Below are 16,464 nucleotides of genomic sequence, written 5' to 3'. Positions count from 1 at the left end.
TTATAAACTAAAAATCAATTATCTAATTAATGTTTTATCTATAAACGAACAAAGAGAAATTATTTCTAATTTCTCTTTGTTTTGATATTTATTTTAAAGTTTATATAACTTCAATCGTAGTTTCAACAGTATTCCCTTTTTCAAGTAATTTATGAACTGGACAAGCATTTGCAATTCCTCCAATTCTTTTTTTCTGATTGTCATCAAATGATCCTGTAACTCTAACTACACGTTTAAAAGTAACTGGATAAGAAGAATAATCAAAATCGATATCCACTTCAACTTTATCGTATTCCCAACCTTTATGATTAAAATACATTTGTAACGTAATAATTGTACAAGACGATAATGCACCACCAATTAATTCCATCGGAGTTACTGCGGTATCTTTCCCACCTTTATCAAATGGCTCGTCAACAATAAAATTTAAACCTCTTGTCGATAATTCTGTAATATAATTTTCTGAAGTAGAATTTCCTTTAATTTCAACACTCATTTTACTTATTTTCTATTTTTTATAATCAGGCATTGGAACATAATCGTCGTCTCCCGGAACTAAAGGAAAACGATGGTTTTTCCAATCTTCTTTAGCTTGTTCTATTCTATCTTTCGAAGAACTAACGAAGTTCCAATATATAAATCGTTCTTCAGGAAAAGGTTCTCCTCCGAATAAATAAATTGTTGTACCAGCTTTTAAATTTAAAGTACATAATGTAGAATCTTTGGCGATTAATAATTGTTTTTCACCATAAATTTGACCTTCATCTATTACTTCACCTTCTAAGATATAAAGTGCTGATTCTCCGAATAGTCCTTCACCTAAATTTACAACTCCATCTACGTTAGCTTTTGCTTCAATATAATATAATGGAGAATGTACAGGAACTGGAGATTCTAAGTCTTTGTATTTACCTGCAATCAGTTTAAAATCGATTCCATTTTCTGACCAAGTTGGTAATTTATCGGCTTCTATATGCGTAAAACTTGGATCAATTTCTTCCTTTTCTTTAGGTAAAGCAATCCAAATTTGTAAACCATGTAAAACCTTATCAGTTGTACGTAAATATTCTGGTGTGCGTTCTGAATGCACTACACCTTTACCACCATCCATCCAATTGACAGCTCCTGGAGTAATTTCTAAATCATTTCCTAAACTATCTTTATGTTGGATAGAGCCTTCGAAAAGATAAGTTAATGTAGAAAGTCCGATATGTGGATGTGGGCCAACATCTAAATTTTGATAATCTTTTAAATGTGCAGGTCCCATATGATCTATAAATACAAATGGTCCAACTGATCTTTTTTGGCGGAATGGTAAAAGACGACCAACAAGGAAGTTTCCTAAATCAGCAGCTCTTTCTTCTATAATTAAATCAACGTTTGACATAGTGATTGTTTTTACAAATTTAGGATTAAAACTAAATTTAATAGTTGATGTAAGATAATAAAAAAAGTCAGCCTTATGGGCTGACTTTTGAAATATTTTAGATATAAATCTTAGTAATCGTAAGAGTTTTGTGTTTCACCACCAAAATTCCAAGATACGCCGAAACGTAAAGTATTTTCTAAAGCATTGTTCGTTTTAGAAGTTGGAATTAAGTAAGAAAAATCAATTCCGAAAGAATTATATTTTAAACCAGCTCCTAAAGTTAAGTGCTGACGATCTCCTTTCATTTGATTTTCATGGAAATAACCTGCTCTAATAAATAATGCTTCGTTATAAGAATATTCAGCACCAACAGAGTAAGTGATTTCTTTTAATTCTTCTGCACTTCCACCTGGAGCATCTCCGAAAGAACTAAAAATTCCATCAATTGGACCTTTGTTAGGAATGTATCTGTAACGTACATTTCCCTCTTCATCAAATTCGTATTGTGGAGTTGGAACTAATAATTTTGCAAATTCCGTAGACACAGATACTTTATTATAATCATCAAATTTGAAATCATAACCAGCTCCTAAACGTAAAGTTGTTGGTAAGTATGATGAATTATCTTCTTGATTAGAGTAATCTAATTTTGGACCAATGTTAGATACTTGAAAACCTGCACGTAATTTACCATCAAAACTATTTGTACTCATCGTTTCTGATTGGTAGAAACCTGCAATATCAACTGCAAAAGAATTTGCTGGTTGTACCGTAGCATCATTTAATCCGTTGAATAAATCTGAACGAATAAAACGACCTGTTACAGCCATCGAATAATAATCTGATAATCTTAAACCGTAAGATAAATCGATAGAAAATTCGTTTGGTTTGGCAATACCATCATTTTGAATTTGACCAGTTGCTGCATTTAAACTATTTAACTCGATTTCACCCATGTTAAAATAGTAAATACTAGCAGCTAATGTACTACGTTCTTCCGTTCCTAAAAATGTGAAATAAGTTGCGTTTAACAAGAAAACATCGCTTGTTAAAGAACTCATATATGGTGTGTAAGTAAATGCTACTCCTGAATAATCTTTACTGAAAGCATATTTAGCTGCATTCCAATATTGAGAAAAATTATCTGCTGATGTTGCAACCCCTTGATCTCCTAATGATCCAGCACGGGCATCAGGCGAAATTCTTAAGAAAGGTGCACCTGTTAAAATTGGGTTTGGTTCATTTGGAATTTCTTGCGCAAATAAAGCTACCGACATTAACATCAACAAGCTACTGGTAATCTTTTTCATCCTCGTATTATTAGTTATTTATTTTTTAATAGTAAAAGCTTGTAAATATACACCCCTTTTATGTAAAAAATGGATTAACAATGTTAAAAATTAAACTTTTCAAGTTGTTGTGTATTACTGCAAGCGTATCTTTCTTAATTTCAAGTCTTATTCGAATAAGAAAAATTAATTTTTTATTTAAATACGTAATTTAGGTTGTCTAAAATATATGTTTATAACGAAACTTAATTTAATATATTGCAAAAAGGTCAGTTAAAGAACTGACCTTTTTTATTATTTAAGTATAACTAATTTTTCGATTGCTGTTGCATTCCCTTTGCAAACTTCAGAATTAACTCCTTTAACATTTACTTTATAGATGTATGTTCCTTTTCCGATTTTATCACCAAAATCATCTAAACCATCCCACTCTATATCATATTTACCAGTTCGGTAACCTTCTCTAAAAGGTTCTGCAGATACAGTTTGCTTAATTGTTCTGACTAATCTTCCTGAAACCGTGAAAATTTGAACTAAAACTTCTAACTCAGAATCACAATTATGTTCGAAATGAAAGAATGTATTATTTGTAAATGGATTTGGCCAATTTAATAACTTGTCAATATGCAATTGGTTTGATCCATTTTCCATCACTACGAAATCTAAAGTAGCTGTATTAGAATTATTATTAATGTCCCAAAATTTAAGTTCAACTTTATGATTACCTAATTCTAAATTTTTTAATTGATATAAAACTTGTCCTTTTTGATAATCTTCAAAATTCTTGTTCACACATGGATTACTATCTCCAGATTCAAAATATTCATTTAAAACATAAGAATCCTGAATACGCCCATCTAATGTTGCAACAACATCATGCCCAATACTTGTACCAGTTGCATTAATTCCTGTGTTATCAGTTAAACAACCAATTAAATAAGGATCGCGATCTGTAATTCCTCCATTCGCAAAGTTTAAATTATTCATATATAATTTTCCTTGTGGAATTTCGTCATCATTGATTCCATTTTCATTTAATCCTCCAACGATAACTTTAGAATTCATTACCGCATCACTGTTGTCACTGTACGCATAAAGAACTAATTTTCTTTCTCCTACTTCGTAATTAATATCTTTAGGAACGTAATATTTAATCGTGAATTGACCATCTGTAACGTTAGAATTTCCTTTGTAAATCGTTTTAAATTCTTCGGTAAATGAATACGGCGTAAAACCACTATGGCCTTTATTGTTTCTTAACGCTTTTTCTACAGGTTTTTCATATAAAATATTCTGTACATTCCCGTTAAAATTGTTATCAATAGCTAACGATTCATTTAAAACTTCTCCTTGAATCTCAACAAAATCTAACGCTTTAATTTGATGAGAATTATAATCTACATCTACTCCATTAACTTTAAAATTTGTTATGCGGATATCTTGTTTTGGACGCGAAACCGCAACCATTGGATCTCCTAATAAATTTACTCGAGAATGATCTGTTGCTGTAACTGCATATGATTTCTTCGCATTCATTAAAGCTTTTCCTGTCGAAATGTTTTGATGATTATCTAATCGAAATAATTCTTTTAATATATATCCATTAAAAGCAGAACCGTAAACTGTACCAATTGGTCGATTAGTAGTTAACATTGTTAAAGCACCACCGTTGTTATTTTTCAGCATCATTTCTCCAGCTGAATTATATTGAGGTAAATCCCAAACAGTAAAATCACATGTTATTGTCGCCACAATTGGAACACGCGCGAAAGTATTTGTAAAATTAGAAAGATTCGTTAATTCTTCTCCTGTAATAATACGTTCTTGCGCCCAAGATCTTGGCCCTCCATGACCATAATACATCATGAAATTAGTTCCTAACTCTAAATTATTTAAAATAGAACTGTTAATCATTGGATAACGAAGACCAGCAGAAGTTTGTTCAGGTTGATAGGCATCAATATATAACTTATTTACAGCATAAAATTTATTTTGATTTTGATCAAAAACCGAATTAAAATCTTGGTCAAATCTTGGTGTATTTACTTCAATACTTGAATATTCAGGATCATCAGAAATTGCAGCAATTTTTGTTCTCCAATCTCCGTACGAATTCCCTTTATTCGGAATTTTCTCGTAATAAGAAATAATTTTATCTACTAACGTTTTAGCTTCTGACAAATTAGCAGCTGGTAAACGACCAATCGCAATGTCTAAATTATTTGCATTATAAGTATATGTTCCATTCCCTGCATCCAAAGCAAAATTTGCCTGATCACCTAACATTGCATAGTAATCATCGGATGTAATCGAATTTTCTAATGATTCAGAATTTAGATTGTAAAAAGATGGAATCAAATTTATATTACCTTGTACTCTATCTTTCGGATCGTAAGTTGTTGCTCCTAACAGGATCGCATATTCTAAAGGATTTCCATTATCTTTTAAATGTTTTAAGAAATCACGAATTGCAATAGGATCTTTAGAACCCGAAGAGAAATCATTGTAAATTTCATCCGTAGTAACAACTGCTACTTTAATATTATTGTGTCGCTCTCTAAATTCAGCTAACCTTAAAGCCTGTTCTTTTAAACTTGGATGGGTAATAATTGCTAACGTTACATCATTAAAAGATCTAATATTTTGATTAGCTATACGTCCAACAAACGTAACATCTGTAAATAAATGTTCATCTTTAAATGCTATAAATTCATTCTTAAAATCTTGAGAACTTGAAGTGTAATTATAAGTTGATCCGTTTGGAATAATTTGATACGCTGAAGTTATATCTGATACATCCCAAACTTTTACACCTGAATTGTTATTTAACGTAAATCCATAAGTTTCACCCGTATTTAGATTTGATAAATTTCTGAATGAAAACTGATTTACACCATATTGTAATTTTTCCTTGTACTTTAATTCAATAAAATTAATAAAGGCTAAACCTGCTGGATTTGAAGCATTATTATAAGCAACATTTACATTAAAATCATTTCCCTGAATAGGAAATTGAACTTGATTTGTTCTATTATTAAATGCTGTAGAATTAAACGATTCTGTACCTATTGTTGATCCATTTAATGTAATTGTTGCAGTCGTTGATTGTGCATTTTTCCCAACAACAGAATATTTTATGAATCCTGTTTCACCAGCTTGTACATCATTAGCTTTAAAATTTTTAGTAAAAAAATTACTTCCATTAAGCATTTCTCCTACCCACTGACGTCCAACTTGATTGATATTTAAAGAATCATTTTCATGAAATTGGTAAGCATCGTAAGTATTGAAAGTCCTAATCGGAGTTGAATTATTTTCACGAGAATTTATTCTTTTACCATTATTACCATCAAAAGTGATATAATAATATGAATAATCATCATATATATTATAACGTAGAAATACATCAGCTAAACTACTCTCATTTTGTCTGTACCATTGGTGTGGTCCTTTTGCATAAAAAGTAATATAATCATTCGCATCAAACGAATTATCTTCACTTCCTAAAAACTCAATCGGAATTTCTTGTAAAGAACCGTAACGAAATTCGCTAGCATTTTCCATCATTCTTCCATTACCGTTTCCATAAATCTTTAATGAAGAAAGATTGTAACCAGAAGTTGGAATACCGTGAGTTGTGAAAAAACTTTTGTTTAGTTTAAAAACTCCAGTTTTATCTACTTTTATCTTAAACCAGTTTCCTTCCTTTAAAACACTACTTCTATCATCACTAAAAATTCTTGATTGAACTAAAGATTTATTGCTATTTGTAGATTTTTTAATGTCAAAAGAAAGTAATTTATGGATAGAATTACCTTTTTTCACATAAGGAAAAACTGAAATTAAAGTTTTTTGAACATTATTATCAAAATAATTCTGTCTTGAAAAACTAATTTTTTCAGCTACTATCTCAAATGCTCTAAATTGTACTAATTCAGCTGTTGTTAAAGGACTTGTAACCGGATTTATAATTTCAACTTGATCTACTCTTTCATTTAATACGATATTAAAATTAGGCGTATAATACTCATTCAGAGAATATTCTGTTGAATTATCAAAAAATGGAACCTTTATTTTTTGACCATTAGTTAATGTATAGTCTTTGTTATTTTCCCAATTTATTTTGTAATTTTGGGAGAATAAATGACTATAATTTAATAATGATATTGCTAGAATTATGTATTTCTTCATACTTGGAAAACGATTATAGCACAAATATATTTTTAGATTGATAAAATAAAAAAATAAATATTTCGTTTGAGTTAAATAAATAAGCGTTCAGCGTTGTTAAATTGCTGTTAAATGCTTTTATTTGCAATAAATTTAATATTAGATAACCATTAAGTATTCTATGAAAATGAATAAAGGACGTATTTTTTCTTTAGTGCTTGCTGCAGCATCTCTTACTGCTTTTGTAAGTTGTGCATCAAGTGGCGGAAAGAAAAAAGGTGGTGGAACAAAAAATTTCACAAGCCGTACAGGTTGGAAACCTAATGATAGCAAAGGGTGGTTTTTTTCCGGAAAACAAAAACAAAATATTAAAGGATGGCCTGGTATGGTTTACATTGAGGGAGGATCTTTCACTATGGGACTTACTAAGGATGACGTAATGCGTGACTGGAATAATTCTCCTGTTCGTATGCAAGTTAAATCTTTCTACATCGGAGAAACTGAGGTAACTAACTACGAATATCGCGAATACTTAACTTGGTTAAAAGTTGTTTTCCCTCCTGAAGAAACTTTATACAAAGATATCTACAACGGTGCTTTACCAGACGAGTCTATCTTCAATAATACATTATCTCGCGATGATTTCTCAACAGAAAACTACATGTTTTCACCAGAATTTAGCTACTATCCTGTAGTTGGAGTTACTTGGTTACAAGCTGTAAACTACTGTGATTGGTTAACTGACCGTGCGAATGAAAAAGAATTAATGAACAAAGGAATTCTTGCTAAAGACTACTACTCTAATGAGGAGTACAACTACGGTGAGAAAACTTTTAATGCTGAACAATACAAACAAAACGATTCAAACGTTGCTGAAGCTATTGATTCAACTAAATTATTAAAGTCTTACCAAATTAAATCGACTAATACACGTATCCAGAATGCTAACCGTTCTACACGTTCATTAGAGATTCAACCATTCCGTTTACCTTCTGAGGCAGAGTGGGAATACGCTGCTTTAGGATTAGCTGGAAACAGAGAATTCAATCAATACCAAGGTAAAGAAGTTTCTCAAAACTCTTTCCGCCAAGAAAAAGGTAAAAACAGAGGTCAATATTTAGATAACTTCAAACAAGGTCGTGGAGATTATTCTGGTATTGGAGGATTTGGAAATGATGGTTCTGCAATTACTAACGATGTTAAAAAATTCCCATCGAATGATTTCGGAGTTTATGGTATGTTAGGTAACGTTGCTGAATGGACTGCTGATATCTACCGTCCTATTATCGATGATGAGGCAAACGATTTCAACTATTTCCGTGGAAATACTTTCAAACAAAATATTGATAATGGATCTGGAGGTTTTGTTAAATACGATGAAACTAACTTAGAGTTTGATACATTAAACAATGGACGTTTAGTCTACAAAGGTTTACCAGGTTCTTACAAAAAAGAAATTACTAAGGATTACGGTAACTACCGTGACGGTGATAACAGATCTTCATTAGTAATTAATAATGATGAAAATGTTGGAACTGATGATATGTATAACTCACCAGTACGTACTTTCGTAGTTGATGCAAACGGAAAAGTTGTATTAGAAAAAGATGGTGCAGAACGTGTTACAGAAATTTCTGATGGTGTTCGTGTTGTAAAAGGTGGTTCATGGAACGATCCTATTTACTGGGTTGATGCTGGTCAAAGAAGATACATGCACCAAGCTGACGCAAAATCTTGGATTGGTTTCCGTGTAGCTCAAGATTACAAAGGAACTAAAGAATCAAAACGTAAAAGAAGAGGAGTTTAATTCTCTGATGATATAAATTAAAAGCTCGATGTTTTCATCGAGCTTTTTGTTTTAGATCTAATTATTTTTACAAAATCTTAAGTCATTCTGCACTATCTTTACACTAACTAAAATTAATAGTATTTTTAATATAAATGAGAACTCAAGAATTATTCAATTACTTTTTAAAGACTAAAAAAATTACAACTGATACACGTAATATTTCAAAAGACTGTATCTTTTTTGCTTTAAAAGGAGCTAATTTTAATGGAAATCAATTTGCTGAAATGGCAATTAGAAACGGAGCATTAGCTGCAATTGTTGATGAAAAAGAATATGAAAATACTTCTAAAAACATATTTTATGTAAATGATTCTCTTGAAGCGTTGCAAGATTTAGCAAGAGCGTACCGCAATTATTTAAAAATACCATTTATTGGATTAACAGGTTCTAACGGAAAAACAACTACAAAAGAATTAATTTCTTCTGTACTGAAAGAAAAATATAAAGTTCATTTCACTTTTGGAAATTTGAATAATCACATCGGTGTACCATTAACAATTCTTTCTATTCCTGAAGGAACTGAAATGGGTGTAATTGAAATGGGTGCAAATCACAAAAAAGAAATTGAACTTTTGTGTACAATTGCTCAACCTAATTATGGTTACATAACAAATTTTGGAAAAGCACATTTAGAAGGATTTGGTGGATTCGAAGGTGTTATTAGAGGAAAATCAGAATTGTATGATTATTTAAGAAATCACGAGAAAATTGCTTTTGTGAATTTAGATGATCCAATTCAGATTGAAAAAACGAAAGATCTTGAAATTATATCTTTTGGAATTGAAGAAGGTAAATACATCATATCTCCTATCGAATCAAATTCAGATTATATTGCTGTAAAATTTGATGAGACTAAAATTCAAACAAATTTAACTGGATCTTACAATTTCAGTAATATTTCTTGTGCCATTGCAATTGGAAAACACTTTGAATTAAGCACTGAAGAAATTAAAAGAGGTCTTGAAAATTATTTTCCTACAAATAATCGATCACAAATCATTGAAAGAGAAGGTTATAAAATAATCATGGACGCATATAATGCAAATCCATCAAGTATGGAAGCTTCATTAAAAAACTTTTCGACTTTTACTGGAACTAAAACTGTAATTTTAGGTGATATGTTCGAATTAGGTGAAACATCTGATAATGAACATCTTAACATTGCAAAAATAGCTTTATCTTACGGATTTGAAAATATTTATTTGTTAGGAATTAACTTTCAAAAAACTGATATTCAATCAGATAGAATTAAGAAATTTGAAAATCGTAATGATTTTGAAGATTATGTTAAATCAAATTTCACGTATACAGATAACATTCTAATCAAAGGTTCACACGGAATGAGATTAGATTTATTAGAATCTATTTTATAAAATTATTTTGTCATTAACATAATTTTATAGTTTATTTTTTGTTATATATTTAACCAAATATAAAATATGATCATAACACTCGCTTATATATTATTGAACACTGTTCAACCAAATTTTATAACACAACAAAAAGTAGATCCATCAATCGATTGGTCTGAAAAAAAATTAACTTTCAACGAATTTAAAGCAAAGCCAAAAACAACAAAAGGTGTTGAAGGTGAATTTTCTACTAAAATTTCATGGACGATTACAGAAGAACCTGGAAAGTTACCAAATTATCGTGTTTACAATAAAATGAATCCGAATGAATCTTGGATGTCAGTAAAACATGATGAGCTTTTAAAAGAATATCAATTTACTTGGAATTTATCTGAATTATACACAAGAAAAATCCGCAAGGATGTTGAAGAATTAAATCGAAGAAAAAGTAAAGACAAAGATGCATACAGGAAAGTAATAACTAAACATGTTGCATATTTTCAGAAAGAAAGATTTAAATACAAAGGTGTATTGCAAAATCAACCAGATTTATATAATATCTTAGATAAGCAATATCAAGATTCTATAAAAATGTTCAGTAAGTACAAACAAAATTTTAAATAATAAAAAAGCGATTCAAAATTTGAATCGCTTTTTTTATTTTATGCTTTAGGTAAAAAGATTTCTGCCATCATACAACGGGCAGAACCACCACCCAATTTTTCAATCATATCAATTTTCACTGGTAAAATTGGATTGTATTTTTCAATTGCAGCAATTTGTTCTGTAGTTAAAGAATTAAAAGCAGTTTGTGACATTACTAAATATTTCTGCCCTAACCCACCAACTTGTAACATATTTCCTGCAAATTGATGCATTTGCTCTTCCGTAATTGCAATAATCTCTTTTCCAGTATCTTTCAAATTCTCAACAACGTATTTTCTTTCCTTTTTATCGTCTATTGTAGACAAACAAATTACTGCATATTCATCAGCAATACACATCATTACATTTGTATGATAAATAGGTAAACGCTTACCATCAACTGTTTGATTCGCTGTAAATATCATTGGAGAATATTCTAATTCTTCACAAAATTCTATAAACAACTCTTCATCAGTACGTTGAGAAATTGCCGCATAAGCAATATCATTTTGACGATCTAAAATAATACTACCTGTACCTTCTAAATAAATTTCTTCTTCCTCTGCAGTTGTAAAATCTAAAACATCAATTATGTTAAATCCCTTTTCCTCTAAAAGTGAAAGCACATCTTCTTCCCTACGTTCAAGCCTTCTATTTTCAGCATACATTGGGTATTGTACCACAGTTCCATCTTCATGAAATGAAATCCAATTATTTGGAAAAATAGAATCCGGAGTATGAGGATTTTGGGTATCTTTTATGGTGATAACATTTACTCCTTTTGATCGTAAAGCCGAAACCATATTTTTAAATTCTTCTAACGCTTGATTTTGAACAATTTCTGCTTGTTCATCAGCTTCATTCTGAAAATAATTGTTTACAGCTGTCTGTGGATTATAATTAAAATTCACAGGTTCAACCATCAAAATTGTATTAGTATATTGTTGTTTTTTCATTTTATTTATTCTCTTATTAATGGCATTGTTGAACAACGTAAAAGTCCTCCCATTTTTGAAACATTTCTATAATTAATAGGTTCTACAGAAATATTCCAAATATTTTGTAAATGATCATTCAGTCTTGTAAAATTCTTTTCGCTAACAACTACATTTTCTGAAATTGAAAAAACATTTGGACTCATCCAATACATTTCTTCTTTTGTTACTTCAAATAAATTTTCTTGACCAAAAATATCAACTAAGATTTGAAAATCTTTTTCGAACAAAAATCCATCTTTATAAATTATTGCTTTGTCTTTTCCAACTGGCTGAAATGTACAATCTAAATGTAAAATACCTTCGTATGGATTAGTATCATGCTTTTTCAAATCAAAATTTAATACCTTTTTATTTGGAAATTTTTCTTTAATATAATTTACAAATTCAATATTTGTTCTACCGGTTTTAAAGTTTTTAAAATCGGGTTGATCGTATGTTCCAACAAAGATATAATCATTATATAAAATAACATCACCACCTTCCACATAGATATTTTCATCTAAATATGTGATTTTATTTCCTTTAAATTTTTCTTTGATTTGGTTATAAGCTTGCACTTCTTCAGCACGATCCGGAATGATATTCGAAACAAAAAATTCATCATCAATTACAAAACCAACATCGCGAGAAAATACTTGATTTACATTTTCAATTAAAGTTGGACGTAAAACTTCAACATCATATTTTTTTAAAATAGATTCAAATTCAGCCATTTCACTGACTAAATCTTCTTCTTTAGGAAAATCATTATTTAAAACAGTTTCATAAGATTTTGCATCGAATGTTTCTTCTAATGTCGGAATTGCTCCGTTAGATTCTGCTCGTCCAAGTACTACAACTTTTAATTTTGCACTTTCATTCTTTACGTTTAATTTCATGGCTTTTTAATTTAAGTAAAATGAGATTCCAAAAAAAATCTCGCATAAAGCGAGATTTTTTTATTCTGTATAAATATACATTTTATTTTTTAATTCCTAAGGCTTTTAAACCATTATCAGTTGCAATTTCTGCTAATTTATCAACATCATAAAAGTGACAAGACTCTAACATTACACGTAATTCTGTAAGTAAATGTCCATCAGAAAATGGTTTATAAATATCATTAATATTATCTGTACCAAAGGCTACATTTATTCCTCTTGGAATCATCTCATCTACAGGTGTAACCGAATTGTGAGATGGCGCTAAACGTTCTGTACGGTTATGATCAATCCAAGCAGTTGGACAAGAAATGATATGCATATCAGCTTCTTTAATTAAATCATATAATTCAAAACGATATTTTCTTGGATGCGCAGCAACTGAAATTGAGTGAACCGCAGAAACTTTACCTTGCATTCCGTGTTCTATTGTTTTGCGAGCTAATTGTTCAGTTTCTTTTTCTTCGTCTGTATTAAATTGATCCACGTGAACATGAACTAATTTATTTTTAGCTTTTGCAGTTGATAATAAAATATCTAAATGTTCATCTTCTCTACCGAAATCTTTCGCAGGTAAACCTCCGATAATATCAACGAAATCTGAAGATAAATCAAACCACTGACGAGCTTTTGGATCAATAACTCCTTTTAAAACTTGATTCGCAAAACGAATTTCAATGTCTTTTCCGTAGTTATCTTTTAATCGTTGAGCCGCTTGAATTGAGCGATCTTCAATTACCTCATCACAATCAATAAAAGAACCAATTGCCTGAGCACCTTGTTCTAACATATAAGTTATGGCTTTTTCCATACGGAAATAGATGTCGTCTACTGACGAATTACGCTTCATATCATCTACTAAATGCCATTTTTCTTTTAAGTAAGAATTTGATAATGCAAAAGTATCTGGTGTTAATGAATAAGCACGATCTAAGTGAGAATGTGCATTAACCCACCCTCCTTTTGATTTCACTTTTTCTAATACTTCTTCGATTGGATTATAGTTCTTTGAGTTCATTGTGTGTTGTTTGTTTTCGGGATGTAAAATTAGTAAGGATTTGCTTGATTTCTTAACGAAATACATAGGAAGTATTCTAAAAGATTTCTGTAACTTTGTGCCTTTATTACTAGTTTCAACGAAAAAGTCCGACAATCAAAGTCGGACTTTTTTATTTATATTTATATGTGATTTTAACTAATCCATCTGGATATTTTGGATCGTCTTTTACGATGATTATATTTTTAATTAAATCAAGATTTAGTTTTAATGCTAAATTTCTATCTACAATACTATCATTCACCATAAAAGTTGGCTCTTTTATAGATTTAGAAATTCTATCATTAATTTTAATTTCTGTTTTTGTAACAGATTTATCTTGAGCAAAATTAAAGATTGGAAAAAATCCTAAAATAAGTATTAGTATTTTCATCTTAGTTTTTATAAGTTCTTTTAACTGTTTGTATTCCTTCAATTTGCTCTAACTCTTTCATTACATCTTCTAATTGAGATTTATTTTTAACCGAAAGTGTAATTTTTCCATTAAAAACACCTGCTTCTTCAGACAGGTTAATGCTATGCATGTTTAAAGCATTGTTTTTAGATACAACCAAAGTTATATCCGAAACCATTCCTGGACGATCCAATCCTTCTAATTCTAACAAAGCCTTGAATTCTTGTTGAGTAGAATCAATCCATTTCGCTTTAATGATACGATAGGCGTAATTGGCTTGTAATGAAACTGAGTTTGGACAATCAACTTTATGAACCTTAATTCCTTTTGAAACTGTAATAAATCCAAAAACTTTATCACCAGGAATTGGACTACAACAAGTTGCTATTTCATAATTTAATCGTTCTTCATCATTTCCAAAAACTAAGCTATCTAACTTAGATTTGTCCACAAATTCTTGCGGTTTTGGTTTTGCTGGAGATGAACTGAATGTTGATTTTCTGAATCTATTAAATAATCCTGTAAATCCAGTTGTACTATCTACATACTTTCTTAATTCATTATTATCAATGATTCCCATCGCAACGTTATAAAATAAATCCTGACTAGAATTTAATTTAAAAAATTGCTGTAATTGATTGACTGTTTGTTCTGAAAAATCCACTTTTAAATGGCGAAGTTTACGCATTAAAACTTCTTTACCATCTTCGGCAACTTTACGTTTATCCGAATTTAATGAAGCTTTAATTTTACTTCTTGCTTTAGATGTAATTGCATATTCTAACCATTCAATCTTAGGTTTTTGCTGATAGGATGTGATAATCTCAACCTGATCACCCGATTGTAGTTTATAAGAAAGTGGATATAATTTTCCATTTACCTTAGCACCTAAACAACGATCGCCAACGTTCGTATGTATAGCATAAGCAAAATCTAAAGAACTTGCTCCTTTTGGCAACGAATGTAAATCTCCTTTAGGCGTAAACACGTAAATTTCTTTAGAATACAAATTAAACTGGAAACTATCCATAAATTCAATCGCATCTTTCGTGTCCTCTTGCTCTAACATTTCACGAACTTGATGAATCCACTCGTCTACTTTTGTATCTTCTTCGTTATAATTTTCTTTGTATTTGTAATGTGCAGCGATACCCATTTCAGCAACTTCATCCATACGCTCAGAACGAATTTGAACTTCAATCCAACGAGCTTCCGGCCCCATCACCGTAACGTGTAAAGATTCGTAACCTGTTGATTTTGGATGAGTAATCCAATCTCGCATACGCTTAGGATTTGGAATATAAATATCCGTAACCATAGAATATATTTTCCAGGCTAAGAATTTTTCATTTTTACGATCTGAACGATAAATAATTCGGATTGCAAAAAGATCATACACCTCTTCAAAAGGAATTCCTTGTTTTACCATTTTACGGTAAATGGAATTAATAGATTTTGAACGGCCTTTAATTTCAAATTCTAAACCTTCTTCATCTAACTTATCTTTTAAAGTACGAATGAAATCTTTTATATATTTCTCCCTTTCTTCCTTAGTTTCACTTAATTTACGTTCAACCCCGAAATAATCTTCAGGTTTTGTATAACGTAAACTTAAATCTTCTAATTCAGATTTTATATTATACAAGCCCATTCGATGAGCTAAAGGTGCATAAATAAAAATCGTTTCAGATGCGATCTTAAGCTGTTTATCTTCACGCATACTTTCAAGCGTACGCATGTTGTGTAAACGATCAGCTATTTTGATTAAAATTACTCGGACATCTTCAGAAAGCGTCAATAATAATTTTTTATAATTTTCTGACTGAATAGAAACATCTTGTTTATTTAAAACAGAAATTTTAGTTAAACCGTCAATGATTTTAGCAATTTTCTTCCCAAATAACTTTTCAATATCTTCTATTGTATAATCAGTGTCTTCAACTACATCGTGCATCAATGCAGCAGCAATAGAAGTAGCTCCTAACCCTATTTCATCTGCAACTATTTGAGCAACTGCAATCGGGTGATAAATGTATGGTTCACCTGTTTTTCTGCGTTGATCTTTGTGCGCTTCAACTGCTAAATCGAATGCTTTTCTAATTAATTTTTTATCATCATCTGACAAGGTTACATAGGTGTTTTTCAACATCACTTTATAACGTCTTGTAATCTCTATATTTTCTTGCTCAAGTTGCTCTTGAGTCATCACTAACGGAGCTGTCATCTTTAATTTAGTTTTGGGTAATAGTTAGCTTAGTCTAAACTTTAAATTTAAGTTTATAAAACTAAATATACGAGATTTTCCTTTAATTTATTTAAATGTTATTACTATTAATGATTATAAATAATCAAAATAAAATATTATAAAAATTAAAATAACTTAACCTTTATTCACAAGTATAAATTAAAGAATTAATCACA

Annotated in this window: 12 protein-coding genes; 3 read left to right on the top strand and 9 right to left on the bottom strand. The window is 30.2% G+C overall.

Annotation, left to right across the window (positions count from 1 at the left end; all coding sequences use genetic code 11):
• Window positions 1-100: 100 nt before the first annotated feature.
• From J9309_RS11720 to porU, 4 genes are all read right to left on the bottom strand, one after another.
• Window positions 101-496 carry an OsmC family protein gene (locus J9309_RS11720; RefSeq protein ID WP_230476068.1) on the bottom strand — a complete coding sequence of 132 codons (396 nt, stop codon included), beginning with the start codon at window positions 494-496 and terminating at the stop codon, window positions 101-103.
• A gap of 12 nt (window positions 497-508) precedes the next feature.
• Window positions 509-1,387: a pirin family protein gene (locus J9309_RS11715; protein ID WP_230476067.1), complete on the bottom strand. Its 879-nt coding sequence runs from the start codon at window positions 1,385-1,387 to the stop codon at window positions 509-511.
• Window positions 1,388-1,497: 110 nt separating this feature from the next.
• Window positions 1,498-2,679 carry a type IX secretion system outer membrane channel protein PorV gene (gene porV / locus J9309_RS11710; protein WP_230476066.1) on the bottom strand — a complete coding sequence of 394 codons (1,182 nt, stop codon included), beginning with the start codon at window positions 2,677-2,679 and terminating at the stop codon, window positions 1,498-1,500.
• A 273-nt stretch (window positions 2,680-2,952) separates the two neighbouring features.
• Complete coding sequence (gene porU / locus J9309_RS11705) at window positions 2,953-6,849, bottom strand: type IX secretion system sortase PorU (protein ID WP_230476065.1); 3,897 nt, start codon at window positions 6,847-6,849, stop codon at window positions 2,953-2,955.
• 166 nt (window positions 6,850-7,015) lie between these two features.
• On the opposite strand from porU, the gene gldJ reads away from it, so the two are divergent.
• The 3 genes from gldJ to J9309_RS11690 all read left to right on the top strand — a co-directional run bounded on the left by gldJ (window position 7,016) and on the right by J9309_RS11690 (window position 10,653).
• Window positions 7,016-8,635, top strand: a complete 1,620-nt coding sequence (gene gldJ, locus J9309_RS11700) for a gliding motility lipoprotein GldJ (protein ID WP_230477872.1) — start codon at window positions 7,016-7,018, stop codon at window positions 8,633-8,635.
• 134 nt (window positions 8,636-8,769) lie between these two features.
• On the top strand, window positions 8,770-10,050 hold the full coding sequence (locus tag J9309_RS11695) for a UDP-N-acetylmuramoyl-tripeptide--D-alanyl-D-alanine ligase (RefSeq protein WP_230476064.1): 1,281 nt from the start codon (window positions 8,770-8,772) through the stop codon (window positions 10,048-10,050).
• Between the two features lie 66 nt (window positions 10,051-10,116).
• Window positions 10,117-10,653 carry a hypothetical protein gene (locus J9309_RS11690; RefSeq protein ID WP_230476063.1) on the top strand — a complete coding sequence of 179 codons (537 nt, stop codon included), beginning with the start codon at window positions 10,117-10,119 and terminating at the stop codon, window positions 10,651-10,653.
• Between the two features lie 38 nt (window positions 10,654-10,691).
• Here J9309_RS11690 and ctlX read toward each other — a convergent pair whose 3' ends face one another.
• The 5 genes from ctlX to J9309_RS11665 all read right to left on the bottom strand — a co-directional run bounded on the left by ctlX (window position 10,692) and on the right by J9309_RS11665 (window position 16,267).
• Window positions 10,692-11,630, bottom strand: a complete 939-nt coding sequence (ctlX, locus tag J9309_RS11685; protein ID WP_230476062.1) for a citrulline utilization hydrolase CtlX — start codon at window positions 11,628-11,630, stop codon at window positions 10,692-10,694.
• Window positions 11,631-11,635: 5 nt separating this feature from the next.
• The gene (locus J9309_RS11680) at window positions 11,636-12,550 is read right to left on the bottom strand and encodes a dimethylarginine dimethylaminohydrolase family protein (protein WP_230476061.1); all 915 of its coding nucleotides are present in this window, start codon (window positions 12,548-12,550) and stop codon (window positions 11,636-11,638) included.
• A gap of 82 nt (window positions 12,551-12,632) precedes the next feature.
• A complete protein-coding gene (locus J9309_RS11675; protein ID WP_230476060.1) occupies window positions 12,633-13,610 on the bottom strand; it encodes an amidohydrolase family protein in 978 nt (325 codons plus the stop codon).
• A 151-nt stretch (window positions 13,611-13,761) separates the two neighbouring features.
• On the bottom strand, window positions 13,762-14,022 hold the full coding sequence (locus tag J9309_RS11670; RefSeq protein WP_230476059.1) for a hypothetical protein: 261 nt from the start codon (window positions 14,020-14,022) through the stop codon (window positions 13,762-13,764).
• Window position 14,023: 1 nt separating this feature from the next.
• A complete protein-coding gene (locus J9309_RS11665; RefSeq protein WP_230476058.1) occupies window positions 14,024-16,267 on the bottom strand; it encodes a RelA/SpoT family protein in 2,244 nt (747 codons plus the stop codon).
• Between the last annotated feature and the right edge of the window lie 197 nt (window positions 16,268-16,464).

Origin of the sequence: Faecalibacter bovis (assembly GCF_017948305.1) — a bacterium.
Taxonomy (GTDB): domain Bacteria; phylum Bacteroidota; class Bacteroidia; order Flavobacteriales; family Weeksellaceae; genus Empedobacter; species Empedobacter bovis.
The sequence above is the reverse complement of the archived record's forward strand: the minus strand, read 5'-3'. Positions and strand labels throughout refer to the sequence as shown.